Raw genomic sequence first — 24663 nt, forward strand, 5'->3', positions numbered from 1 at the left:
CTACGGGGTCGGCGCCCGCATGCCCGTCACCTGGTGCACGGCGTTCAACACGGCCGAGCGGGGTGGCATGCGCAGCACACCGGGGGCCGGTTCGCCCGCCCAGTGCCAGCCCAGTGCTGTATCCGTGGTCGGCAGCAGGACTTGACGTCCGCCCGGGACCACGACGACCTGATGTCCGGACAGGAATCGCCGGATCGCGACCTCCAGCGGCGGCGCCGGACTCGGCGGCGCGACCAGGAAGGTCCAGGTGCGTTCGCCGGGATCGGCCACCACCGGTGCGGTGAAATTCCGGTCCAGCGTGGCGAGTACCGAGCGGCCCAGTTCCGGCGGCATGACCACCGCGCCGAGTACGGAGCCGGTGACGATCATCGGACGACCGGCGAGCAGTTGCACCGGAAGTCCGTATCGATGTCGCAGCAGGCGCGCGATATCGTGTGGTGTCTGACAGCGTTCGAACATGACGTTTACCCCTCACCGCGATCGCCGGACAATACGAGTAACGAGTTCTGCGTCGGTAGGAGCAAATCGCGCAGTCTGATGGTGCGCTGGGTGTCGCGCGCCGTTCGGTCTGAATGTGCACCCGGCTCGGTCGCGCGATCGGCGCGAGGAGCCCGCACGGTGGTGTTCGGCATCGTGATCATTGCCGCCGCCCTTTGCGTTCTCAAAGTTGCAGAAAGGCAACGGTATTCCAACCGTGCGGCGACGAGTCGTACGTAATGTCCCACTGTGCTCGACCGCGATCGCTTAGCGTCGTACTCTGAAACCCGGATGTAACAAAGGACATGGGTACATGGACGATTCGTCGATCGGCGTGCGGATCAGGCGCTTTCGCGGCAAAGCGCTGACGCAACGTCAACTTGCCGATCAAGCCGGGGTGAGTGTCGATCTCGTACGCAAGCTCGAGCAGGGCGGACGGCAGACCGCGTCCATCGCGAGCCTGCAAAAGCTCGCGCGCGCACTGGATGTCGATATCTCCGATCTCGTCGGCAAGCGGCACGGGATACCTTCCAGCAACCCCGACGCGGGCATCGTGGCGATCCGCCATGCGTTAACCCCCGTTGACGATCTCGTCGGAGAATTTCCCGACGAACAGGCCGTCAGCCTCGAAGAGGGCAGCCGTTCGGTCGATTACGCGTGGGGCGCCTACTGGGCCGGTCGCTACGAACTGCTGACCACCCTGCTGCCGTCCGGGCTCACCCAGCTGCGCGCCACCGTGCACGCCGCGCGCAACGGCACGGTCGCGCCCGCGAACGAACTGCTGGCGCGGATGTACTGGGTCACCGGCTGCACCCTGGTCCACCTCGGCCAGACCGATCCGGCCTTCCTCGCCGTCCGGCAGGCGCTCGGCGCGGCCGAACACGGCGGCGATCCCCTGCTGCTCGCCACGATTCGAGGCTCGATCGCCTGGCAGCTGCTCGTGCAGGGCCGCTACGAGGAATCGCGCAAGGTCGCCTTACGCGCCGCGTCCGAACTCGAACCCAGCGGCGACGAATGCCCCGCGCACCTGTCCGCTTACGGATCGCTTGTCCTGCAAGGCGCGACGGCCGCGGGCCGGGGGCAGGACATCCACGAGGCATTGTCGCTGGTCGAGGCCGCGGGTGAAGTCGCGCTGCGCATCGGCGGCGACCGGCAGGACTACGAAACCTATTTCGGTCCCTCCCAGGTCGTCATGCAGACCGTCGACGTGAACGTCTCCTGCGAGCGTTACGCCGAGGCATTGGCCGCCGCCAAGGGGATGCCGAGCAACGGCGGTCTCCCCCAGGCCTCGCGGGCCCGCCACATCGCCGACACCGCCGTGGCGTGGACCCGCACCGGCCAATACCAGCGCGCCCTGGACGCGCTCCTCAACGCCGAACGCGTCGGCGGCGTCGACTGGATGAAGTACCAGACCCTGCCCCGCCATATCGTGTCCGAACTGCTCGACCACGACCGTCGAGTCCCGCTGCGCGCGTTCGCCCGCCGCATCGGCGTCAACGACTGACCGATCGGGCCCGATCCCGGGGCTCATCGCAGGGCGGTCACCGCCGCGCGCCAGCCGAGCAGGAACAGCGCGAGCACCGTCGCCGCGACCGCGATGAAACTCGCGGCGGTGCCCTGGCCGCTGATCGCGCGCAGCACCATGCCGCCGCACAGCGTGGCGAGCCAGACCAGCACGCCGGTCGGCCAGAGCGCGATCCCGTCGATCGGACGGTCGCCCGCCTTGCGGCTCGCCAGCACGCGCGCCGCGATCCAGCCGAGGGCGAGGCCGATCGCGAACGGCCACAGGGTCTTCAGCAGACCGGTGAGAATCGCCTCGTCGTGGCTGCGCCGCCCGATGACGCAGAACAGGATCACCAGCAACAGATCGACCAGCCACGGCGCAACTTTTTTCACGGCCGCCAGCGTAGTTCCAGGGCCAACGGGCACCGGCCCGGACACTTCGCACTGTCGAGTCATGAATCGGGCGGGGCCGGGAACTACACGGTCCTGCGCTGCTCGAATTCCTTCTCGAATTCGGCGTCGTCGGCCTGCGGAGTGCGGAACAGGAAGGCGAAGACGATCCAGCCGGTGATCGCGACGAGGATGAAACTGATCAGCCGGTAGACGAAAGCGCCCGCGACGGCCTGCGCGGCGGGCAGGCCCGCCCCCACGGTGAGACCGTAGATCAGGGTCGCGTCCACGTAGACGATGCCGCCCGGCGCGAAGGGGATGGATCCGACGGCCTTACCGGCGGCGAAGGCGAGCAGCAGTCCGGCGAGTCTCGGGTCGGCGCCGACCGCGTAACACGCGGCGCCCAGACAGGCGACATCGGCGAAGCGGTGCACGATGGCCCAGAATCCGACGAGCACGCCGTCGCGGGTGCCCAGATCGACCGATTCGAGCTGGCCGAGGATTTCCTCGACCTTGTCCATGCCGCGGTCGGCCTCGCGTTTGCGCAGGCGGTTGACCCAGGAGAGAACGCGCCGCAGCACCGATTCCAGCGAACCGGGATTGGTCGAGATGTAATTGCCGACCCACACCAGCGCGACGACACCGGCCAGCGACAGGATGAGTTTGAGCGGGCCGACCCGATTGCCGACCAGCAGCGCGCCGCCGACCCCGAGCAGTGCGAGCCCGACGGTGGCGATCACCCCGGAGATCACCAACTGCCAGGAGGCGACGATCGGGCTGGCGCCCCAGCGACGGGTCTGGCGGTAGGTGAACGCGGTGGAGAAGACCTGCCCGGCGGGGAGGGTCACCGACATCGCGGTCGCGCCGTAGACCACCGCGACCGATTTCCGCTGGCTGACGTCGACGCCGCCCGCCCGCAGCAGCTGTTTCTGCACCCGCCCGAATCCGCTCATGGACAGCGCCTGGAACCAGACACCGGCCGCGAGCCAACCCCAGTGGATCTCGGTGAGGCTCTGCCACGATTCGTGCAGGCGCGGCCAGAGATAGAAACCCTCGGCGATCAGCAGTGCGGCGAGCGCGACACCGAGAACCCACTTGACCCACCAGAATCTGCCGCGACGCCGTGTCGCCGACGGCGGCCCGGGCGGGGGCGGGGGCGGGGGCTTACCCACTGTCTCCCCGTTGGCGCTCACGCGGTCAGCCTAACGACCCGTCGTTTCGCTGTCTGCATCCGCGGTCGGCCCACCGTTGTCCTTCGGCCACGCGAGTCGGGTCTTGCGCCGCCGTCCGCGCAACTGCACCTCTTCGCCGGATATCCACAACTGCTGCTCGCTCTCGTCGGCGAAATACAGCGCGCTGCCGGAGGCGAGCACCCGGCCCGGCTGGTCCTTGGCCAGTTCCGTCAGACGAGAGGCTTCGTTGACGGGGTCGCCGATGACCGTGTACTCGAATCGGTTCGCCGCACCGATATTCCCCGCGACGGCCAGGCCCGCCGACACGCCGATACCGATATCGAGTCCGGGTACCTCGCGCAATGCCTCGCGCAGGTCGCGACCGGCGGCCAGCGCGGCGGTCGGCGCGTCCGGCCGGTCCAGCGGCGCGCCGAAGATCGCGAGCGCGGCGTCGCCGACGAATTTGTTGACGAATCCGTGATGGCGGTCGATGACGTCGACGACGATCCGGAAGAATTCGTTGAGCAGACCGACGACCTCGGTCGGCGGACGTTCGGCGGCGGCCGCGGTCGACCCGACCATGTCGACGAACAGCACCGCGACGAATCTGGTCTCGCCGCCGAGTTCGGTGCCGTAGTCGAGGGCTCGCTGGGCGACCTCCTCGCCGACGTGCTGACCGAAGAGTTCCTGGAGCTGACGACGTTTGGCCGCTTCCTCCATCATCCGGTTGAACCCGACCTGGAGCAGACCGATCTCGCTGCCGTCGAAGACTTCGACCTGGACGTCGCGGGCACCCTCCTGCACCCGGTCGATGGCCTGGCTGAGCTGGCGGACCGGATCGGAGATGCTGGAACCGGTCAGCATCGACAGCGCGAGCGCCTGCATGATCACCACCCCCGAGAGCAGCAGGATCGAGATCGCCAGCGACTGGGCGGAGAATTTCACGTCCGAGGTGATCTGGGTGACGCACAGCAGCACGATCGCGATGGTCGGGGCGAAGGTGCCCATCCCCCAGGTCATGCCCATGCGCGTGCCGACGCCGGGGGTCAGCGTGTGGTCGAAGGTGCCCGCGGTCAGCGCCTCGGCGGCGACCGGACGCAGAATGCGTTCGCCGAGCATGTAGGTGAAGCCGAACACGATCGTCGCCGCCATGCATTCGGTGACGATGACGGCCCCGGCGAGTTCGGGCGTGGCGGAGATGATCAGCGCGGCCAGTACCGCGCCGCCGACCAGCCACAGCACCAGGTGCACGAACGCCTGGCGCAGCGGCGCGTGCAGGGCGGCCATCTGCTCCTGGCGGCTCGGCGGCCCGCCGCGCATCTGCCAGCGCATCACCGGGCGCAGCATCAACGCCGACGCCGCCAGACTCAACAGGCCCCCGGTGATGAACACGAGGGCGGGAACGAGGAGCCCGACGCGCCGCGCGCCGGCCGCCTCCCCTTCCGGAACCGGGAGTCCATATTGGATGAACGCCCACACCAGCACCGCGCCGAAGGCGTTGGCCAACAGCATCGACGTCAGGTACAGCGGCCAGCGCGTTCGCATGGTCTGTTTGACCGCTTCCAGGGGCGCCGACACGTGCACCAATCTAGCGTTTCGATCATCCGGGCATGTCGTGGTGGTTGCGCGCCGGACCCGTCGACGGCTCGGCCACCCGCCCGCCCGATCACGGGGGGACCGACCTCACCCACGCGCGCCGGTTAGGCTCGCGGAGGTGAGCGACCAGAAGCAGAGTCCCGCACGCAGAGCCGGGGCAGCGGACGCGGTGCACCCGCTGGTCCGGCAGTCGGCGGAGTGGTCGTGGCGGCTGCTGGTCATCTTCGCGGCGGTGTACGTACTCGCCATGGTGGTGCAGCGACTCGCGACCGTGGTGATCCCGCTCGCCATCGCGCTGCTCGCCGCCGGACTGCTGGCGCCGCTTGTGGATTGGATGCAACGTCTCGGCGTGCCGCGCTGGGTGGGGGTTTTCGTCGCGCTGGTCGGATCGCTCGGCATCGTCGCGGGCATCATGACCTTCGTCGTGGAACAGTTCGTCGCCGGTGTTCCGCAACTGTCGGACGAGATCACCCACAGCATCCACAAGATCCAGGACTGGCTGATCAACGGTCCGCCGCATATGAGCAACGAGCAGATCCGCAATATCGGCGACACGATCGTCAAGATGATCCAGTCCAATCAGGACAGCGTGACCAGTGGCGCGCTGACCACCGCGACGGCGATCGGCCACATACTCACCGGCACCTTCCTCACCCTGTTCATCCTGATCTTCTTCCTCTACGGCGGCGATCAGATCTGGGCGTTCGTCACCCGGATCGTGCCGACGCCCCATCGCGAGCGGGTGCGCCTGGCCGGACAACTCGGCTTCGGAACGCTGGTCGGATTCGTGCGCGCGACCGTCGCGGTGGCGGCGGTCGACGCCATCGGCATCGGCGCCGGTCTGGCGATACTCGGTGTCCCGCTGGCGCTGCCGCTGGCCTCGCTGGTCTTCATCAGCGCGTTCATCCCGATCATCGGCGCGTTCCTGGCCGGTTTCATCGCGGTCTTCATCGCCCTGGTGACCAAGGGACCGGTCACCGCGCTGATCGTGCTCGGCATCATCATCGCGGTGATGCAGCTGGAAAGTCATGTGCTGCAACCCTTGCTGCTCGGCCGGGCGGTGAGCATCCACCCGCTGGCGGTCGTGCTCGCGATCACGGCGGGCGTTGTGCTCGGCGGTATCGCGGGCGGTCTGCTCGCGGTGCCGTTCGTGGCGGTGATGAACACGGCCATCCGGTCGCTGTTCGCCGACAGTCCGGAAGAGGCGTTCGAGGATTTACAGACCGGGGAACCGGGCCGAATGTTCTCGGCCGAACCGGACCGAGATCCCGACCCGGATCGGTTCGACGTGGCCGCGACATTGCGTCACGAGACCGTCCTGCTGCGAAAACCCGACGACGGGAACGAGCGCGGCGATGCGGACGGGTGATCGCTGGACGGGCGAGCGCGTGACGGCTGACCGCCGGACGGCAGACCGCCGGACCGCAGACCTCAGCCCGTCCGATGCCGCTACCGCGCCGCTGTGGCGGGCGGTGCAGGCATTCCGGCTGGTCACCCTGCTGTACGCGATCGGTCAGCAGGTCGCTTCGGTGCAGTACTACCAGAATCAGCGCCTGAGCTGGGTTTTCATCGCCCTGATGGCGGTGTGGTCCGGTGCGTCGGCGCTGCTGCTCTCGCATTGGCACGTGACGAATGTGGCGCGGGTCCGCATGTGGGTGGTGATCGGCGACCACATCGTGGTGATCGGCCTGATCTGCGCCACCCGGTTGGTGGCCGATTACGACTGGTACCACGGACATCAGACCCTGCCGACCACCATGTGGGCCGCGAACGCGGTGATCTCGGCCGCGATCCTGCGCGGGCCGATCCTCGGAATCGCCTCGGGCGTACTGATCTCCATCGTCATCATCACCGTTCGCGACCAGTGGGGCCAGGACGTGTGGGCGGATGCCACCATGCCGGTGCTGGTATCGGTCGGGCTGGCGCTCGGCCTGGCCGCGAACACCGCCCGCAGAGCCCAGGAACAACTCCAGCGCGCCGTCCGGCTCACCGCCGCCGCCGAGGAACGCGAACGTCTGGCACGCGAGGTGCACGACGGGGTGCTCCAGGTGCTCAGCTACATCAAACGCCGTGGCGGCGAAATCGGCGGGCCGACCGAGGAATTGGCGCAGCGGGCCGGTGAGCAGGAGGTCGCGCTCCGGGTCCTGATCTCCGAACAGGGCGTACGCGCCGACGAGGGCGGCACCGAGGTGGATCTGCGCCCGCTGCTGACCGCGCACGCGACGCCGACCGTTTCCGTCTCGACACCGGGCGAACCCGTGCGGATCGGCCGTTGGGCCGCGACCGAGATCGTTGCCGCGGTGTCCACGGCGCTGTCCAATGTCGGACTGCACGCCGGACCCGACGCGAAAACCTATGTGCTGCTGGAGGATACCGGCGACGAACTCATCGTCAGCGTGCGCGACGACGGTGTCGGCATCGAGTCGGGGCGTTTGGAACAGGCCGAGGCCGAAGGCCGGATGGGGGTGTCGCGGTCGATCGTCGGGCGTATCGCGAGTCTCGGCGGGACGGCGGAATTACTCACCGAGGGTTCGGGCGAGGGCGTCGAATGGGAGTTCCGCGTTCCGCGTGGATGAGGTGCTCGCTCCCCCTGCGGTCGTTCGGCCTCGCGCACTCCCCGACGCTGCCCGCTCGAGTCTGCGCCCGGTACCACTCGATCTGGCACGATTGATCGGAATCGGCTCGGCGACACGGCCGAGCGATCGGGTCGAACACGACACGGGAGGTACGCGATGACCGACGACGCCACCGTCGGCGCCATTTCGGTGATGGTCGTCGACGATCACCCGATGTGGCGCGACGGCGTCTCCCGCGACCTCACCGAGGCGGGATTCGCGGTGGCCGCCACCGCGGACGGGGTCGGCGCGGCGACCAGGCGGGCAGCGGCGGTGCAACCCGCGGTCGTGCTGATGGATATGCAGCTGCCCGACGGCAACGGCGCGCAGGCGACCGCCGAGGTCCTGCGGGTTTCGCCGCAGAGCCGGGTGCTGGTCCTTTCCGCCTCCGCCGAACGCGACGATGTGCTCGACGCGATCAAGGCCGGCGCGTCGGGTTATCTGGTCAAGAGCGCGTCGGCCACCGAATTGATCGAAGCGGTCCGGGCGACCGCGGCGGGCCAGCCGGTTTTCACGCCCGGGCTCGCGGGGCTGGTCCTCGGCGAATACCGCCGCATGGCGACCGCGCCCGCCGAACCGGACGAACCGCACCGCCCCGCCCTGACCGACCGGGAGACCGAGGTGCTGCGGATGGTGGCGAAAGGTCTGTCCGCGAAACAGATAGCCACGCGCCTGGGACTGAGCCATCGGACCGTGGAGAACCACGTGCAGGCCACGCTGCGAAAACTCCAGCTCGCCAACCGGGTCGAGCTGACCAGGTACGCGATCGAGCAGGGCCTCGAATAGCTCACCCGGACTCGCTGGTTCGCGGCCCGACGCCCCGCAGGAACAACGTGATGGCGATCCGTTGCAGTTTCACCAGGTGCGGATCGGCGACCCTGGCCAGGGCCTCACGGCCGATCACCGTGAGTGATTCGCGCAGGTCGCCGCCCTCGGGCGGCACGGACACCGCCCGCGAGTCACGCCGCGACATCGCCCAGGGGATCACCTCGGCGAAAACCGCCCGCTTGTCCGGGTAGCGGGCGTACAGCGTCTGTTTGGTGATGCCCGCCGCCCGCGCGATCGCCTTCATGGTCGTGCCGTCGTAACCGCACGCGAGGAAGGTCTCGACCGCCGCTTCGCGCAGCCGCTCGACGAGTTGTCGCGTCTCGGTCCTGGTCGGTTGTCCCGGCCGTCGCCAAACAGCTCTTCGATCGGTCGAAGACGCGGGTCGCGACCGTCGTGGAATGCCGATCGGCGCTCCCCGCCCCGGATTCCGAGAATCCGGGATTGCCCTGATGCCGCGCACCCGCGATCGTCGGTAACCTCGATTCCATGGGCGGCCCCGAATCGGTATCGAATGGCGGCGGCGCTGTGGGCGATCGTGAACTGCGCGTATCCGACGCCGAGCGCGAGCATGTCGGTCAGTTGTTGCAGCGCGCGGTCGGCCTGGGGATGCTCTCGCTCGGTGAGTTCACCGAGCGGATGGACACCGCCCTCGCCGCCAAAACCCGAGGTGAACTCAACTCGGTGCTGATAGACCTGCCCGGCGTCCAACTCGTCGGCAGACCCGCCGCACCGCAGACACATTTCGTCAACGCCGCGCCCTCGTTCCAGCGGCCGCGCCCGATGCCGTCCTACCGACGCCCACCGGTCGCCGCGCCGGGCAATGTCATCCGATCGCGCATGTCGGGCGTCAACCGCCGCGGCCCGTGGCAGGTACCGCCGACACTGGTGCTGAACAGCTGGCTTTCCGGCGTCACCCTGGATTTCACCGAGGCGATCATGTCGACCCAGGTGGTCGAACTGCACGTCGACGACTATTGCAGTTCGCTCAATCTCCTCGTCCCCGCCGAGGCCACCGTCGACCTCGACGGCGTCGACCTCATCGGTTCCAGCGTCAACAACAAGGTCCGCACCGGCCCCCCACTCGGCCCCCTCCACCTCGTCGTCCAGGGCAGCATCCGATTCGGCTCGGTCACCGCCAAACACCCCCTACGCGCCCACTGGCGCAAACTCCTCGGCCACTGAACCGAATCTGGATATAGCAGCGGAAGCCACCGACAGGTAGCCTCCTGATATGACCGCCGCTCAGCGTCGTGAAGAGCCCATCAAAGGCCACATGGTGCTGATGCCGACGCCCCCGGAGGGCGGGTTCACAGCTCGTGATCTGCCCCGCCTGATGGAGGTCGTCGATGCGCGATTCGAGTTGCTGGACGGTGACGTTGTGATGATGGCGCCGTCGACGCATTGGCACAACGAAGTCATCGATATCCTGAAGTTCGCCCTGCGCCGGATCGCACCCTCATGGGCGGTGATCGCCACCGAGCAAGGAGTCGACCTCGGTCCGACGGTTCCAGAACCGGATATTCTCGCGGTCACGCGCACCGCGGTGAGCGCCGAATCCCTGTCCTTCCCACCGGAAGTCGTCCACCTGGTCATCGAGGTGATGTCACCCAGGACCAAGACCAAGGATCGCGTGCTCCGACCCGCCCAGTACGCGGAAGCGGGGATCAAGTGTTTCTGGCGAGTGGAGAACGAAGCCGATGCCATCGTCGTCTACACCTTCGAACTGCTTCCCGAGGGCGGCTACGCGCCGACCGGGATCTTCCGCAATCGAGTGAAGGTCGACCGCCCATTCCCGATCGACATCGAATTGCCCGACGTGACTTGGTGACGTGACCGCGCGCTACGGCGTACACCGCCCGTCGCGATCAGCGACACTCCTGGATCAGGGTTCCGGGCTGGCCAGGGATTGGAGCATGCGGGCGGCCATTCGGGTGGCGGCGTCGCCGCTGTCGATGTCGTTGATGTGGATGGCGAAGGCGAGGTCGCCCATCGTGGCGAGCAGCCAGCCGTCCGCGCCCGCCGTCGCGGCGAAACCGGTGATGTCGCGGTAGGAGCGCAGGCCCGCGAACTCCGGACTGCCCGCGCCGTCGCGCAGCATGGTGCGCAGACGGTCGGCGACATCGCCCGGCAGCGGTTCGAGTTTCGCGTCGGTGCCGCCGGGGCGACCGACCTCGATCGCCGGGGCCGGCACCTCGCCGCGCGCGATCGCGGCCGCCGCGATGGCCATACCGAAGGGGCTGGCCAGCACCGCGTCCGAACCGCCGCCCTGACGGACCTGTTCGGCGCTGCGTCCGGCGATCGCGAGACGTCCGGTGACCTCGTCGAGGCCGGGCACCCGGAAGTCGACGCCGACACCGAGTCTGCTCGCGGCTTCGGCCGCTTCCTGCACCGAGATGTCCTGCGGCTGTTTACCTTCGGTGACCGCGGCGATATTGCGGAACAGTTCGATATTGCGCCCGACCGGGTACAGCCCGGTGAAGGCCACCGAACCGTGCGCGCTGGCCTGGCTGTTCTGTGCGACTGCCACGACCGCGCCGCTGGACGGCTGGATCGCGACGATCGAGGCCGGGGTGCCGACACTGACCACCGCGTCCTCGGCCGCGCGTTGCAGCCGTTGATCCATCGCACCGGCGATATCGGCTCCCGGCGGCCCCTGATATCCGGCGACCTGTCCGACGAATTTGCCGTCGGCCTCGTAGATCTGCACACCCCAACCGGAATGCTGTTCCTGGCTGTCCTGCCAGACCTTGCGCAACGCGTCCAGCTGCGGGGACCAGACCCGGCGATCCGAGGAGATCAGGCGCGGCTGCTTTTCCATCACCACACCGGGGATGGGCGCCATCGCGGGCTCGAGGATCCCGAAATCGCCTTCGCGCAGGTTGACCGCGATCACCGGCTTACCCTGCGATGTCGCCAGCTGCTGCATCAGCGAAGGGCCGGTGATCAGCGGCGCGACCGGCTCGATGGCCTTGGCCAGCGCGTCGGTGGAGGCGACCGGATCCGACGTCCTGGTCGGATCGATCTTGATGACATTGATGACCTGCTCGTGCATGAGCGGTGCGCCGGTGATGTCGACGACCCGTGGCGCGGGCGCGGGCAGGGTGCGGACCAGTTTGGCCGTGCGGTTGTTCGACAGCTGCGGCATGACGATGCCGGGCTCCCAGGAGATCCGCCAGCCGATCGCGAGTTTGCGGACGGTGCCCTGGATGCTGTAATCCCAGGTCTTGTTCTCGCCGAAATTCCAGTCGACGTCCATGCTGAAGATCGCCGATTGCGAGTCCAAGCCGATGAATTGGGTCTTCTGGTAGTCGGCCTTCCCCGGCTGCAAACCCTCGAACATTTGCTTCAGGGTTGCCTGAGCCCCGTTGGGGTAGGAAGTCAGCTCCGCGGCCTCTTTGTAATCCTGTTTGTCGAGCAATTCGGTGAACCGCTCGACGATGCCTTCCGCCTCATTGGGTTCCGCCTGGAATCCACACGAACCCAGTGCGATCGCTACAGCCGCTACCCCCGCGAGTGCCAATGCGCCCCGGACGCTGAAGCGGCGGGATCCCCGACCATCCATATCGCCCACTCTTCACTCTTGTCACTCCAGTAACAAGACCACCGTACCTGAAATTACCTGCTCGTTGGTGCCCTGTAGCCGGGCCGTTACCCATGCTCAGCGGTATCGATTGTGCCCGAAATCCCGTCACCGAGAAGGCGGATCATGAACGCTGTCCAGTCACAAGGCGATAACCGGCGCCGCTACCGTACCGGGCGGAAGGCACGTTTGGGGAATTACCGTGAACGTCGCCATTTCGAACCTCCCCCGTCTCGCATCCACCGCCGTCATCGGCGCCTTCCATAGTGGACTACCCCAATGAGAGCGGTTTCACGCAGAGCGGAACCACCCTGGGGTTTTGCGACGTAATCTTGTAATCAACACTCCGCCGTCAGCGCAAACTCTGCACGAAGCGCGGAACAGAGAAGAAGGTGACTCCCCATGAGACATGACCACCGGGGACGGAATTTCGGCAGGCCAGGCGGCTGGCAGCAGGCGGATCTGCCCGACCCCGCCGATGTGCCCGACTGGTTCGCCGGAAGATTGCCGAGCGAGTGGTTCGTCGGAGCGCCGGTGATCGAGATCGACCGCGACGAGATCGTCGTCATCGGCGAACTGCCGCTACCGAAACCCGAGCGACCGGCCGGCCCTACCGACAGCGACGAGCAAGCCCCCACCGATGAATTGCCCCGCGCCACCAAGGAAGGGGTGATCTCGCGTTTCCGCGAATCCACGCGCCCGGCGCGCATGCAGATCGCGGGCGAGGCCCAGCACCGATATGGGCGCAGCGTCGCCTGGGGTGTGACGGTCGACGGCGAGCGGATCATGTTCACGCACCAGGCGGTGCCCGTCATGACCCGGCTGCGTCAACCCGAACGCAAGGTTCTCGACACCCTGGTCGATTCCGGGGTCGCCCGCTCCCGCTCCGACGCGTTGGCCTGGACGGTCAAACTCGCGGGCAAGCACGCGGAGGAGTGGCTGGAGGAACTGCGCACCGCCATGAGCAAGGTGGACGATCTGCGCTCGGAGGGGCCGAAGGGGCTCTAGATGATCCGGCCTGAACGGACGATCCCGGGCTCCACGCGCGGGATCCTCGATCGCTCGTGAGAGTTTGTCCGATCAGGCCGGAACGCCACTAAAGTCTCTCCCATGGCCGCCCCGATCCTGATCCTCAATGGCCCGAACCTGAACACGCTCGGCATCCGACAGCCGGAGGTATACGGTTCGGAAACCCTCGACGACGTGGTCGAACTGTGCCGAGTGACCGCGGCTCGGTTCGGCCGGGAGATCGTCGCGTTCCAATCGAATTCCGAAGGCGCGCTGATCGATCGCATTCATCGGGCACGGGGGGCGGAATCGGGGATCGTCATCAATCCCGGCGGGTTGACCCATACATCGGTGGCCCTGCGTGACGCGCTGGTCATCCCCGAGGTGCCGATCGTGGAGGTGCACATCAGCAATGTGCACGCCAGGGAGGGATTCCGGCACCACTCCTATATCTCCGGGATCGCGACGGCGGTGATCGCCGGGATGGGCGTCGCGGGGTACGCGGCGGCCGTGGAATTCCTGGCGACGCGCACGTCGTGACGTCTCACGCGATCCGGAAGACCGGGAACCCGGGTGCGATCTCGGCCAACTGCTCGTCGGTGGCGTCCTTGGTGACCCCTTCGAAGAATTTGCCGACTTCCCAACCCCATTTGCGCAGGTAGAGACGCAGCAGCGGGACCTTGTCGGCATCGGCGACCTCGGTGGCCGTGAAGTTCTCGGCCTTGCGGCCCAGGCGCAGTTCGCCGCCGCCCGCCACCCGCAGATTTCGCACCCACTGGGTGCGGCCGCGCGGGGCGACCAGGTAGCGGGCGCCGTCGTCGTCGATCATCAGATTGACCATCGTCGTGCGCCATTCACCGCTCTTGCGCCCCTTCACCGCGAGCAGTCGCGACCCCATCACGCTGATGCCGAGTTTGGGCAGCAGGTTGAAGAAGCGATTCATCACGGGCTCGAATCCGGCGGGGGCGATGTAGCGGGTGCTGGCGTTCATCTCAACTCCTTATTGTGAGCACTGCTCTCTGTTGAGATCAATGTTCCACGTTTTGCCCGCCACTGTCAAGAGCAGTGCTCTCTTTTCGAGGGAATTCGCACGCCGCGGGCCCGCCGGTCACGAAACCGGTTCCGCCGCACCGCGCATGAGCTCGTAGGTCGACACCGCGCGGCCCGCTCCTTCGCTCGCGACGATCGCCGCGCGCCAGAAGGTCCGCGCGGTCCGGGAGAACGTCGCGTCCACGCCGACGTCCGCACTCGCGTCGATGATGTGCTCCGCGCCCGCGTCCATCATTCGCAGCCCGGCGATATCGGCCCATCCGCCCGCCGCGTTCGCCGCCGAGAACTCGGTCATGAAATGGGGGAAGGCCGCGCTGGACCGGATGGCGAAGGGCAGGAACCGGGCGATGTCGTGACCGGAACGCTCGATCATCGCGGTCGCCTGATCGAAAGCGAGCAGCCACGGATGGAAGATGGTGAGCAGGCCCTGGTAGAAGATCTGTGCGAGCCCGTCGTCGACGCCGAGGTATTCCTGGGGGCTCAATGGCCGCAACAGTGCCGAATGCGCGTCGAAGACCTCCCTCGGTCCGCTGTAGAAGATGTAGGAGGCCGGGTGCGAGATATCGTCACCCGCCGACATCACTCCGCCGGAAAGGAATTCGGCGCCGCGCTCACGCACCCAGGCCGCTCCCGCGCGGGCCCGACGCGGTGAATCGGAGGAGAGGTTGACGATCACCTTGCCCGGCAACCGCTCGACCCCTTGGCCGAGGACGTCGTACATCGCGGCGTAGTGGGTCAGGCTCACGACGATCACCGCGTTGGCCGCGAGCGCGTCGGAGACGGTGTCGGCCCGCTTCGCGCCGAGTTCGGCCATCGCGTCGGCTCTGGCCCCGCTGCGATTCCACACCGTCACCTCGACACCGGCGGCGAGGAAGGCCCGCACCATGGCCTGCCCCATCGGACCGAGGCCGAGCACGGAGACGGATCGGGGGATACTCTGCTCGGACATGTTGTGTCCCTTCGATTCTCGATTCGGAAACTGATCGGCGCCGAATTCATCGTTGTCCGCGCGGCCGAAAGCGGGAAGACCGCACGTCGGGGTCGGGTTGCTTACCGTGAGGTTCGAAATACCGTCGGAAAGGGTGCGCCCCGCATGAGTAGTGAGACAGATCACGAGGTCTGCGGTATGTCGGTGGCGATCGACGTCGTCGGAGGGAAATGGAAACTGCACCTGATGTGGGCGCTCGAAGCCGGACCGCAACGTTTCGGCAGGTTGCGCAAACTCCTGACCGGCGTGAGCGAGAAGGTGCTCGCGGAGAATCTGCGTCAGTTGGAGGCGGGCGGTGTCGTGCACCGCGAGGTTTTCGCGGAGATACCGCCGCGGGTCGAATATTCGCTCACCCCACTCGGCGAGGAATTACGCCTCGCGCTGCGCCCGCTCGAACAATGGGGTGACAGGCACCGCCGCCGACTGCTCGACAATCTGGCCTCTGCGGGCTGAGCGCGACGTTTCCGCGCGGCGCGGGGCGAGTGGTGGTGTCGACTCTCCGCCGTGAAGCGGGCGTTCAGGCCCCCAGGTGCTCGCGGGCGATCGTCACGCCGACGGCCTCGAGCAGCGACCGCGCCTGCGCCATGCACCGTCGAGGATCGGATTCCAGGTCCGTGAGGGCGTAGCAGGCGGTGAAACCGGCCGAGCGAATTCGGTCCGGGGCCAGAAGATTACGGCCGACGGCCGCGACGACGGGCACGCCGGCCGCGCGGGCCGCCTCGCACACACCGATCGGCGCCTTGCCGTGCAGGCTCTGTTCGTCGAGGGAACCCTCGCCCGTGACGACGAGGTCGGCGCCGTCGAGCAGGGCGGCGAAATCGAGCAGTTCGAGTATCACCGCGATACCGCTGCGCACCTCGGCGCCGAGCAGCGCCATCGCGCCGAATCCGGTGCCGCCCGCCGCACCCGCGCCCGGCCGATCGGCGAACCCGATACCCGCGACGGCGGCCCAATTCGTCAGTGCCGCTTCCAATATCGCCAGCTGCGCGGTGTCTGCCCCCTTCTGCGGGGCGTAGACCGCGACCGCACCGCGCGGCCCGAGCAACGGGTTGTCCACATCGCAGGCGAGGACGAACCGCGCCGAGTCGACCCCCGGATGGATTCCCGAGCGATCCAGCGCGACCGCATCGGCCAGCGCCGCGCCCCCACCCGGCACTTCATCTCCCTGCCCGTCCAGTGCCCGCACGCCGAGCGCCCGCAGCATTCCGGCCCCGCCGTCGCTGGACGCGCTGCCGCCAAGGCCGATCACGATCTCGACGGCCCCCCTGTCGAGTGCGTCCGCGACCACCACCCCCAACCCGAAGGTGCTCGCGCCGAGCGGATCGGGCACACCCCGAGGCAATTTCACCAACCCCACCGCCGCCGCCAACTCGACGACGGCCGTCTCCCCGCGCATCGCGTAGGTCGCCACACCCACCACCCCGGTCGGCCCCGGCGCGTCCACCTCGATCCGCTGCCACCCCGCCGCGACGAACGCGTCCACCGTCCCGTCACCGCCGTCGGCGACCGGCATCAGCACCAACTCCGTATCCGGGCGAACCCGCGCGATTCCCGAAGCGATTGCCCCGGCCACTTCGGGCGCACTCGACGAACCCTTGAATTTGTCGGGGGCGAGCACCACCCGGCGCACGGAGTTCATCCCGACATTCTGTGCCGCCACCCCCACCGCCGCCACCGCTGGCGCGCCGCGTTGCCGCGTGCCGAACATCCCCGGCTCGGCTGCCCGCTTTCGGAAGGACGACGAATCCGCCGATGGTGGTTGCCGCGCGAAGCGACTTCGGCCGAGAGGGCCTGGTCCGCACGATCGATGGTGCCGCACCGACGCGCAAATGGGGCCATTCGACGGCTCGCCGCACGAAGCACCCTCAGCCGAGGGGTGCCTGATCCGCACGATCGATGGTGACCTCACCGGTCCGCAGGTAGGTGAGGACGGCATTGTCGACGGCGGGGTTGGCGCGGCCGAAGGTGCCGTGATCACCGCCGTCGACGGTGATCAGGGAGCCGTTGACGGCCTGCGCCAGGGCGGGGCCGCCCTCGTATTTGGTCAGGGCGTCGTAGCGGCTCTGGAGTAGGAGTGGTCGGGTGCGCAGACCCGCGCCCGAGATCGGGACAGGTTCGGTGACCGGACGCCAGGATCCGCAACTCATGCCCGAGCGGACCAGGTCGGCGCGGGCGTCCATGGCGTTGCCGCCGGAGGCGATGGTGGCGACGGCGGAGGCGAGCAGTTCCGGGCGCGGCTCCACCGCGTTCTCGTTGCAGGTGATGGCCGAGAAGACGAAACGGCCGGTGGGGTCGCCCGCGGTCGCGCCTTCGATGGCGAGCAGTCGCGCCACGTTGGCCGGGTCGGTATTGGCCTCGGCCATCGCCTTGGCGAAGGTCGGCCAGTACGAGCGGGTGTAGGTGGCGACGGCGGTCGCGCCGACCAGCGGCACCCGGGCCGACCCGCCGCCCGACAGCAGTGTGCGCACCAGATTCTGGACCTTGCCCGCTTGCTCCACGGTCCCGTTGACGCCGTCGCGCGCTATCTCCGCGAGCGGTTCCGGCAACTGCCCCGGCAGGTCGGAGACTTTCGCGGGCGGCGGTGTCAGGTTGGCGTACCAGCCGCCGCCCTGATCGGAAACCAGTCGCACCCAGTTGCGATACACCTGCAAGGCGGTGTCGCCGAGGTGGTATTCGGCGTCGTGGTCGGCGATCCAGGCGAACAGATCGTCGAGACGACGTTTACCCGCGACCTGCTGCTGGGCGAATTCCTCGTTCCACACCCAGCCCGGATGCACATTGGAGTCGAGCACCATCCGGTCGACCCGCTCCGGGAACAGCGACGCGTACACCGCCCCCAGGTAGGTGCCGTAGGAGGTGCCGAGGAAGTCGATGCGTTCCAGGCCGAGCGCCGCGCGGACGGCGTCCATATCGCGGGCGGTGTTCTCGGTGGTGATGGTGTCGAGGTAGCCGGGTTGGCTGGCGTCGCACGCCTTCTTGATCGCGTCACGATCGCCGCCGCCGAGCGAGACCTCGTCGCCTTCGGCGCCGGTGGCGCAGGTCAGCGATGTTGCCCAACGCAATCCGCGCGGCTGTACCGCGACCCTGTCGAATTCGGCGCCCAGTTCGGCGGGCAGCGCGTCGGTGCGGCGGGCCCAGTAGTCGAGTGCGTCCGCGCCCGGTCCGCCCGGATTCGCGAAGATCGTGCCGCGGCGTTCGCCGGTGGCCGCGATCCGGCTGACGGTCAGGTCGATGCGGGGGCCGTCGGGTCGCGTGTAGTCCATCGGCACGCTGACGACGGCGCATCGCACCTCGCGGTCCGCGCTCACCGAACCTTCCGGACAGGCGCCGAACGCCACCACGGAAGGCTCCGCGGCGGCCGATCCCGAGATCAGCGAGGCGCCGAGCGCGCCGGTGACCGCCAACGCGCCGATCGTGCGCGACAGGCGCGGCGACCCGCGTCCGAATGTCCTCATCATGCTCGCACCTCCGCCGGGCCGGTACCGTGCGGCATACGACACGACCAAGAGCATTCTGCGTGGGCCGCGCACCATGGGACAAGTCGAATCAATGAATTCACAATCGAGGCTGCGTTGCGCTGCGCGACGAACCCACCCGGCGGAGTAGCGTCGAGCCATGTCGACCGAGGTCCGTAACAACACCGCGCTTGAACGCTTCGAGATCTACGTCGACGGTGACATCGCCGGCTACGCCGAGTATCAGGACACCGCCTCCGAGCGGGGTTTCGTGCACACCGAGGTCTACTCGATGTACGAGGGCAAGGGCATCGGACGCGACCTGGTGCGGTCCGCGCTCGACAGCTCCCGCGCCGAGGGGTACGGCATCCTGCCCCTGTGCCCGAGGGTCAAGCACTTTGTGGAAACCCACGGTGAGTACGTGGCGTCGGTACCGCACTGGGCGCGTGAACGGCTCGGCCTTCCTCAGTAGTTCGCGATCGCGCCGTCCAACGCCAGTTGCAGATCGTCGCGGGCCGAGCGGGCGATATCACCGGGTTTGGCGGGGAGTTCGGCGATCGGCGGGCGGAAATAGAAACTGGCGGATTTCGCCTCCTCCTTGGTCGGCGCGATCGCCGGATCGGCCCTCGGCCCGTAACTGAGCCCGATGCTCACCAGTGCCGGACTCACGCCGAGTTTCATCGCGCGGAACGCGATATGCCCAATTCCGCTGCCCACCGCCTGCACCTGGGTCGGATCGACCTCGTTACAGGTGCCCTCCGGGAATATCGCCAGGTGGTCGCCGCGCGCGAGCCGCTGCGCGCAGATGTCCATCATGCGCTGACCGGCCGCGTTCACCGCCCTGATGCCGTGGTCCTTGCCGCGGAAGACCGGGATGCCGCCCATCATGTCGACGTTGCGCCGCTGACCCGCTTCGATGAAGAGTTCGTCCTTGGCGAGCACGCGCACCCTGCCGATGATCGAGCGCAGCGGGCTGCGCCAGGCCGTCGCGGCGACGGTGTACGGGTCGCTCTGGGACAGGTGGTTGATCGAGTAGATCGTCGGCCGCCCGGATCGCACCAGGGCCCGGAGCTGCTCCGGCGCACCGTCGGCGTAACTGACCCGGGGGTGGTAACGACGGCCGAGCATGGCATACGCCGCGAGGGCCTTCCACCGGTTCTGCCGATGGTCCAGGTAGAAGTCGTACACGGCGTCGGCGTTGTCGAGGATCACCTCGGGGGGTTGCATAACGCCGAGCCTACGATGCCCGCTCTATCGGGACGATCAGGACAGCCACCGGTGCGGAATGCCGATCCAGCTGCGATGATGTCGGAGTGGCACGCGGAGATGAACCGGATGAACGGCAAACTCACGGCGGGCACGGTGATCGTCGCCGCCGAGACGCCAGGCAGGGCGAACAGGTTGTCCGTGCGGGATCTCTGCTGGTCTCCTCGACCGAACTGGTCGAAGCCACTTTCCGGCGGACCGTCGTGTACATCATCGAACACAACGAGGGCGGAAGTCTCGGTGTGGTGCTGAACCGGCCGAGCGAGGCCACCGTCGAAGATGTGCTGCCCCGCTGGTCCGAACTCGCCGCGACGCCCGCCACGCTGTTCATCGGCGGTCCGGTCAAACGCGAGGCGGCACTGTGCCTCGGGACGCTGCGCGTCGGCGTGTCGATCCAGGGCGTGCCCGGTCTGCGCCGGATCGACGGCCGGGTGGTGCTGGTCGATCTCGACGCCGATCCCGAGCGGATCGCCCCGCTGCTGGAGGGCCTTCGTGTTTTCGCGGGCTACGCGGGCTGGACCTTCGGGCAGCTGGAAGGCGAGTTGCAGAACAACGACTGGATCGTGGTGTCCGCGCTGCCTTCGGACCCGATCAGCGCCGATCGCGCGGATCTGTGGGCCGATGTGTTGCGCAGGCAGCCGCTGCCGCTCTCGCTGCTCGCCACCCACCCGATCGAACTCGAACGCAATTGACATCCCCGTTGAACCGGCCCGGGCCCGGCCTCGTGTACTCCACGAACAAGGAGACACAGTATGAAACGCGACGACTGATCAGGCGGTTCGATGGGGAACAGATCGGGACCGCTGGAGAACCGGCCCGGCGCGGAACCACCGGCGCGGACCGGACGCCTGCGGGCACTGACACAACGCGGACAGCGCACGCCGCGCCCGGACGACAACTCCGAGCTGATGCAGGCGCTGTATCGCGAACACGCGGCGGTGCTCTGGCGGTACACGGTCGGGCTGGTACGGGATCCGGGACGGGCCGAGGACATCGTGCAGGAAACATTGCTGCGCGCGTGGCAACGGCCGAACGTACTCGACCAGTCCACGACATCGGCCAGGGCGTGGCTGTTCACGGTGGCGCGCAATCTCGCCGTGGATGAGCATCGCAGCGCCCGCAGCAGGCGCGAGTTCCGCACCGACAGCCCGCCCGAGCAGGCGACGCCGGACCAGTCCGACCGCGCCCTCGACGGCTGGCTCGTCGCGGACGCGCTCGGCAAACTGAGCGCCGATCACCGCGAGGTGATCGTGCGGGCCTACTATCGAGGACTTTCCACGCATCAGATCGCCGAAGAACTCGATATTCCACCGGGAACGGTGAAATCCCGCATGCACTACGGCATGCGGGCGCTACGACTGGCTCTACAGGAGATGGGGGTGACGAACAAATGACGGAGATCGCAGGCGGGAGTATGTCGGGATCGAAGACCGACGGCTACGCCACGTGGGATGCGCCGTACGTGCTCGGCTCCCTCAGCCGAACCGAGCGCCAGGAATACGAGGAGCACCTCGCGCACTGCCCCGAATGCCAGGCGGCCGTGGCCGAATTGGCGGGCTTGCCGGGAATGCTCTCCCTCGTCGACACCGAGACGGCGATGGCGATGCTGGATTCGCCCGAACAGCCGTCGATCGAATCGGATATCCCGCCGGTTCCCGAACTGCTGCCGCGTCTGGCCGACGCGGCCGAACGCAGGCGCAGACGCGGACGGTGGACGGCGGCGGGCGGCGCGCTCCTCGCGGCTGCCGCGGCGGCGGTCATCAGCATTCCCCTCGCGACCTCGCTGGTGTCGACCGACGAGCCCGCGACCACCGATCAGGTGGTGTTCGCCGAACGCGCGATGGAACCGCTCGAACCGACCCCGGTATCGGCGGATGTGAAGATCGTGACCGACGCCGGACGCACCCGCGTCGTGATGACCTGCACTTACGCGCCGGGCGGCTACAACTACAGCTGGAATTTCGGTCTGATCGTCAACAGCAAGGACGGCCGGGCGTTCGACGTGAGCCAGTGGCCCGCCGGGCCGGACACCGTCCTGACCGTGGACAGCACGATCGACCTGCCTGCGGACCAGATCAGCAGTGTGCAGATCAAGTCGCTGAGTTCGGGCCGGGTCGTTCTCTCCGCGGCGGTCTGATCCCGGTGCACGACGACGATCCCCGGCGATTATTCGCCGGGGATCGTTTCGTCACGTGATCAGCGCGAGGTCTGCTCGGCGAAGACGGATCTCGACCACAGGTAACCGCCGACTCCGATGACGACGCCCCACGCGATCGAGAGGTAGCCGTTGTTGCCGATCTCGGTTCCCATCAGCAGTCCCCGAATCGTCTCGGTGAACGGGGTGAACGGCTGATATTCGGCGAACTGGCGCAGGCCGACCGGCATGGTCTCGGTGGCGACGAGTCCGCTGCCGAGGAAAGGCAACAGGACGACGGGGAACAACATATTGCTCGCGCCCTCGGGATTCGGCGACAGCAGGCCGAGGGCCACCGACAACCAGCTGAACGACAGTACGACCAGTGCGATGAGTCCGAGCACAGCGACCCATTCCATCGGGTTCGCGTCCGGCCTGAACCCGATCGCCAGTGCGACGAGCAGCATGATCGCGCTGCCGAGGATGCCCTGGATCAGGGTGCCGATGACATGTCCGGTCAGCATGGACGACGGCGCGATATCCATCGTCCGGAACCTGTTGACGATGCCCTTGCTGGTGTCGGTGGCGATCGAGACCGCCACCGACACCGTCAGATACGCCGGAATCATCAGCAGCATGCCGGGGGCGAGATAGTCGATGTAGTTGCCGCCGGAGGATTTCTCCAGCGCGCCGCCGAAGACGTAGTTGAAGATCAGCAGCAGGACGACCGGCATCAACACGACGCTGAAGGTCATACTCGGATAACGCTTGGCGTGCAGCAGATTCCGCCGCAGCATGGTGACCGAATCGGCCAGTACGTAGGTCGAGGCGCTCATGCCGCGGTCTCCTTGTCGGTCGTGGAATGTCCGGTGAGGGTGAGGAATACGTCGTCGAGATTCGGGGTGTGCACGGCCAACCCTTCGACGGCGATCTGATCGGCGTCGAGACGGTCGAGTACGGCACGCAGGGCCGCGACCCCGCCGTCGCTCGGGACAGCCAGGGTGAACTCCTCGCTCCCGTCCTCCCGGGCGCCGTCGCCCAGGGACCGCGCGGCGGCCTCGAGTCCGGCGCGATCGGCGAATCGCAGGCGGATATGGCCGCCGGGGACCAGCCGTTTCAGCTCGGCGGCCGTGCCCTCGGCGACGAGGCGGCCGTTGTCGAGCACCGCGATCCGGTCGGCGAGTTGGTCGGCTTCCTCGAGGTACTGGGTGGTGAGGAAGACGGTGACGCCGTAGTCGTCGACCAGGCCCCGGATGATCTCCCACATGGTGCGCCTGCTGCGCGGATCGAGCCCGGTGGTCGGCTCGTCGAGGAAGATGATCCGCGGATCGCCGACCAGGGTCATCGCCAGGTCGAGCCGCCTGGTCATACCGCCGGAGTAGGTGCTCGCCGCCTTGTCCCCGGCATCGACCAGGTCGAAGCGGGCAAGCAGATCGGCGGCCAGCCGCTTGCTCTCGCGGCGCGGCAGGTGGTGCAGATCGCCCATCAGGAGCAGGTTCTCCCGTCCGGTCAGCAGTTCGTCGACCGCGGCGAACTGCCCCGTCACCCCGATGACGCCGCGCACCGAACGCGGATCGGAGGCGAGATCGTGTCCGCCGACGCGGATTTCGCCGCCGTCCGCCCTGATCAGGGTGGACAGAATCTGCACGGTGGTGGTCTTGCCCGCGCCGTTGGGGCCGAGCAGCGAGAAGATGCTGCCCTGCGGAACCGTGAGATCGATGCCGTCGAGCACCGTGTGGTCGCCGTAGGCCTTGCGCAGGCCGAGCGCCGAGATCGCGGGTGCTTGATGCCCGTTGACCATGGCCTTCCTTCCAATACATAAATTGATGCATATAAGGACATGTTTGATCGACAACGCCCCCGGGGGGCGTCGCGGTGAGGTCGAATACGCGTTGTTACGTTGCCCGAGTGGCCCTTTCGGCCTGACGGGTCAGATGTCGAGATCCTCCACCGGAGGCCGGTCGGCGATGCTCACGACCCGTTCGTAGAGCTTGTCCGGGATCTTGCCTTTCAGATCCGCCACCGTGTCGACCACCTCGAAAAAGAAGTCGCCCCAGTCCTGTTCACCCACGCCGAGCATGCGACGCCAGTTCTTGAGATCGTTGAGCCAGTTCTTGGCATCGGTCGGGTAGTCCACCCAGTTCGAGTATTGGGCGTGCATCGCGATCTTGCCCTTGCGGGTGCGGTACACCCGGACATGTTCCATCCGGGTCTCGTTCTGATCACTCCACTCGCCGAGCAGCGCGCCGGAGAACCGCACCTGCCTGACCCCGTTGTGCCCGACCCGAAGGATGGTCTCCTCGAAACCCTCCTGGCGCCCCTCCTCGACTTCGATGAGACGGCGCAGCGCCGTGGTCACCGCGCCGGAGAGGTTGCCGCCAACCAGCTCCTGCGCCCGCTGGAACAGAGGGAGATCGTCGTCGGAAACGTAGATCGTCTTGTTCGGCATGAACTCACTATACGTAGATGTATACGTACATTGCAAGAGGGATTTTTCCGGCCGTCGGCAACCCACCGAGAAGTCTTCGATGAAAAGTTCCGTCAACGTTGAACCACTCGCCGAGCTGCACCGTATCCCTCGTGTACAAGGCAATTGGTCCG

Annotated in this window: 27 protein-coding genes; 13 read left to right on the forward strand and 14 right to left on the reverse strand. The window is 67.4% G+C overall.

The window, feature by feature from the left end; genetic code table 11:
* Entirely contained in the window at window positions 1-459 is a 459-nt protein-coding gene (locus OG225_RS33045; protein ID WP_216913843.1) for a hypothetical protein, read from the reverse strand.
* Between the two features lie 331 nt (window positions 460-790).
* Here OG225_RS33045 and OG225_RS33050 point away from each other — a divergent pair, with 331 nt between their 5' ends.
* A complete protein-coding gene (locus OG225_RS33050; RefSeq protein ID WP_405178750.1) occupies window positions 791-1981 on the forward strand; it encodes a helix-turn-helix domain-containing protein in 1191 nt (396 codons plus the stop codon).
* 23 nt (window positions 1982-2004) lie between these two features.
* On the opposite strand, the gene OG225_RS33055 is transcribed toward OG225_RS33050, so the two are convergent.
* From OG225_RS33055 to OG225_RS33065, 3 genes are all read right to left on the reverse strand, one after another.
* Window positions 2005-2373 carry a DUF3054 domain-containing protein gene (locus OG225_RS33055; RefSeq protein ID WP_405178751.1) on the reverse strand — a complete coding sequence of 123 codons (369 nt, stop codon included), beginning with the start codon at window positions 2371-2373 and terminating at the stop codon, window positions 2005-2007.
* An 83-nt stretch (window positions 2374-2456) separates the two neighbouring features.
* The gene (locus tag OG225_RS33060) at window positions 2457-3563 is read right to left on the reverse strand and encodes a YbhN family protein (protein ID WP_405178752.1); all 1107 of its coding nucleotides are present in this window, start codon (window positions 3561-3563) and stop codon (window positions 2457-2459) included.
* A 9-nt stretch (window positions 3564-3572) separates the two neighbouring features.
* Complete coding sequence (locus OG225_RS33065; RefSeq protein WP_405183448.1) at window positions 3573-5087, reverse strand: adenylate/guanylate cyclase domain-containing protein; 1515 nt, start codon at window positions 5085-5087, stop codon at window positions 3573-3575.
* A gap of 169 nt (window positions 5088-5256) precedes the next feature.
* Here OG225_RS33065 and OG225_RS33070 point away from each other — a divergent pair, with 169 nt between their 5' ends.
* The 3 genes from OG225_RS33070 to OG225_RS33080 all read left to right on the forward strand — a co-directional run bounded on the left by OG225_RS33070 (window position 5257) and on the right by OG225_RS33080 (window position 8539).
* Window positions 5257-6507: an AI-2E family transporter gene (locus tag OG225_RS33070; RefSeq protein WP_405178753.1), complete on the forward strand. Its 1251-nt coding sequence runs from the start codon at window positions 5257-5259 to the stop codon at window positions 6505-6507.
* Complete coding sequence (gene macS / locus OG225_RS33075; protein ID WP_405178754.1) at window positions 6494-7714, forward strand: MacS family sensor histidine kinase; 1221 nt, start codon at window positions 6494-6496, stop codon at window positions 7712-7714. Before OG225_RS33070 ends, macS begins: the two co-directional genes overlap by 14 nt.
* 156 nt (window positions 7715-7870) lie before the next feature.
* Window positions 7871-8539: a response regulator gene (locus tag OG225_RS33080; RefSeq protein WP_405178755.1), complete on the forward strand. Its 669-nt coding sequence runs from the start codon at window positions 7871-7873 to the stop codon at window positions 8537-8539.
* A gap of 1 nt (window position 8540) precedes the next feature.
* Here OG225_RS33080 and OG225_RS33085 read toward each other — a convergent pair whose 3' ends face one another.
* Window positions 8541-9041, reverse strand: a complete 501-nt coding sequence (locus OG225_RS33085; RefSeq protein ID WP_405178756.1) for a TetR/AcrR family transcriptional regulator — start codon at window positions 9039-9041, stop codon at window positions 8541-8543.
* A 65-nt stretch (window positions 9042-9106) separates the two neighbouring features.
* Between OG225_RS33085 and OG225_RS33090 the strand changes: the two genes are divergently transcribed.
* Window positions 9107-9763 carry a DUF1707 domain-containing protein gene (locus tag OG225_RS33090; RefSeq protein ID WP_405183449.1) on the forward strand — a complete coding sequence of 219 codons (657 nt, stop codon included), beginning with the start codon at window positions 9107-9109 and terminating at the stop codon, window positions 9761-9763.
* Between the two features lie 49 nt (window positions 9764-9812).
* Complete coding sequence (locus tag OG225_RS33095) at window positions 9813-10409, forward strand: Uma2 family endonuclease (protein WP_355087787.1); 597 nt, start codon at window positions 9813-9815, stop codon at window positions 10407-10409.
* Between the two features lie 54 nt (window positions 10410-10463).
* Here OG225_RS33095 and OG225_RS33100 read toward each other — a convergent pair whose 3' ends face one another.
* Window positions 10464-12143 (reverse strand): NTF2-like N-terminal transpeptidase domain-containing protein, encoded by a 1680-nt coding sequence (locus tag OG225_RS33100; RefSeq protein WP_405178757.1) that lies wholly within the window; start codon window positions 12141-12143, stop codon window positions 10464-10466.
* A 420-nt stretch (window positions 12144-12563) separates the two neighbouring features.
* On the opposite strand from OG225_RS33100, the gene OG225_RS33105 reads away from it, so the two are divergent.
* Both OG225_RS33105 and aroQ read left to right on the forward strand, forming a co-directional pair.
* Window positions 12564-13169 (forward strand): hypothetical protein, encoded by a 606-nt coding sequence (locus tag OG225_RS33105; RefSeq protein ID WP_405178758.1) that lies wholly within the window; start codon window positions 12564-12566, stop codon window positions 13167-13169.
* A 102-nt stretch (window positions 13170-13271) separates the two neighbouring features.
* Complete coding sequence (aroQ, locus tag OG225_RS33110; RefSeq protein ID WP_405178759.1) at window positions 13272-13709, forward strand: type II 3-dehydroquinate dehydratase; 438 nt, start codon at window positions 13272-13274, stop codon at window positions 13707-13709.
* A 4-nt stretch (window positions 13710-13713) separates the two neighbouring features.
* On the opposite strand, the gene OG225_RS33115 is transcribed toward aroQ, so the two are convergent.
* Window positions 13714-14160: a nitroreductase/quinone reductase family protein gene (locus tag OG225_RS33115; protein ID WP_405178760.1), complete on the reverse strand. Its 447-nt coding sequence runs from the start codon at window positions 14158-14160 to the stop codon at window positions 13714-13716.
* Between the two features lie 117 nt (window positions 14161-14277).
* Window positions 14278-15168, reverse strand: a complete 891-nt coding sequence (locus tag OG225_RS33120) for an NAD(P)-dependent oxidoreductase (protein ID WP_405178761.1) — start codon at window positions 15166-15168, stop codon at window positions 14278-14280.
* Between the two features lie 144 nt (window positions 15169-15312).
* Here OG225_RS33120 and OG225_RS33125 point away from each other — a divergent pair, with 144 nt between their 5' ends.
* Entirely contained in the window at window positions 15313-15660 is a 348-nt protein-coding gene (locus OG225_RS33125; protein ID WP_109523091.1) for a helix-turn-helix domain-containing protein, read from the forward strand.
* A gap of 64 nt (window positions 15661-15724) precedes the next feature.
* On the opposite strand, the gene OG225_RS33130 is transcribed toward OG225_RS33125, so the two are convergent.
* Both OG225_RS33130 and OG225_RS33135 read right to left on the reverse strand, forming a co-directional pair.
* Complete coding sequence (locus tag OG225_RS33130; protein ID WP_405178762.1) at window positions 15725-16846, reverse strand: glycerate kinase; 1122 nt, start codon at window positions 16844-16846, stop codon at window positions 15725-15727.
* A 226-nt stretch (window positions 16847-17072) separates the two neighbouring features.
* Window positions 17073-18665 (reverse strand): alpha/beta hydrolase, encoded by a 1593-nt coding sequence (locus OG225_RS33135; protein WP_405178763.1) that lies wholly within the window; start codon window positions 18663-18665, stop codon window positions 17073-17075.
* A gap of 157 nt (window positions 18666-18822) precedes the next feature.
* Between OG225_RS33135 and OG225_RS33140 the strand changes: the two genes are divergently transcribed.
* Window positions 18823-19134 (forward strand): GNAT family N-acetyltransferase, encoded by a 312-nt coding sequence (locus tag OG225_RS33140; protein WP_405178764.1) that lies wholly within the window; start codon window positions 18823-18825, stop codon window positions 19132-19134.
* On the opposite strand, the gene OG225_RS33145 is transcribed toward OG225_RS33140, so the two are convergent.
* A complete protein-coding gene (locus OG225_RS33145) occupies window positions 19128-19889 on the reverse strand; it encodes a lysophospholipid acyltransferase family protein (RefSeq protein ID WP_405178765.1) in 762 nt (253 codons plus the stop codon). The two genes, OG225_RS33140 and OG225_RS33145, sit on opposite strands and share 7 nt — an antisense overlap.
* Before the next feature lie 86 nt (window positions 19890-19975).
* Here OG225_RS33145 and OG225_RS33150 point away from each other — a divergent pair, with 86 nt between their 5' ends.
* The 3 genes from OG225_RS33150 (at window position 19976) to OG225_RS33160 (ending at window position 22065) form a co-directional block, all read left to right on the forward strand.
* The gene (locus tag OG225_RS33150) at window positions 19976-20620 is read left to right on the forward strand and encodes a YqgE/AlgH family protein (protein WP_216917880.1); all 645 of its coding nucleotides are present in this window, start codon (window positions 19976-19978) and stop codon (window positions 20618-20620) included.
* Between the two features lie 90 nt (window positions 20621-20710).
* Window positions 20711-21322: a sigma-70 family RNA polymerase sigma factor gene (locus OG225_RS33155; protein ID WP_216917881.1), complete on the forward strand. Its 612-nt coding sequence runs from the start codon at window positions 20711-20713 to the stop codon at window positions 21320-21322.
* Window positions 21319-22065 carry an anti-sigma factor family protein gene (locus OG225_RS33160; protein ID WP_405178766.1) on the forward strand — a complete coding sequence of 249 codons (747 nt, stop codon included), beginning with the start codon at window positions 21319-21321 and terminating at the stop codon, window positions 22063-22065. The genes OG225_RS33155 and OG225_RS33160 overlap by 4 nt, the downstream gene beginning before the upstream one ends.
* A 59-nt stretch (window positions 22066-22124) precedes the next feature.
* Here OG225_RS33160 and OG225_RS33165 read toward each other — a convergent pair whose 3' ends face one another.
* The 3 genes from OG225_RS33165 to OG225_RS33175 form a co-directional block, all read right to left on the reverse strand.
* Window positions 22125-22898 (reverse strand): ABC transporter permease, encoded by a 774-nt coding sequence (locus OG225_RS33165; RefSeq protein WP_405178767.1) that lies wholly within the window; start codon window positions 22896-22898, stop codon window positions 22125-22127.
* Complete coding sequence (locus OG225_RS33170) at window positions 22895-23863, reverse strand: ATP-binding cassette domain-containing protein (RefSeq protein ID WP_405178768.1); 969 nt, start codon at window positions 23861-23863, stop codon at window positions 22895-22897. Before OG225_RS33170 ends, OG225_RS33165 begins: the two co-directional genes overlap by 4 nt.
* 129 nt (window positions 23864-23992) lie before the next feature.
* Window positions 23993-24511: an EXLDI protein gene (locus OG225_RS33175; RefSeq protein ID WP_405178769.1), complete on the reverse strand. Its 519-nt coding sequence runs from the start codon at window positions 24509-24511 to the stop codon at window positions 23993-23995.
* Window positions 24512-24663 lie beyond the last annotated feature (152 nt).

The sequence above is a fragment of the Nocardia sp. NBC_01377 genome, from assembly GCF_045040005.1.
Lineage (GTDB): Bacteria > Actinomycetota > Actinomycetes > Mycobacteriales > Mycobacteriaceae > Nocardia > Nocardia noduli.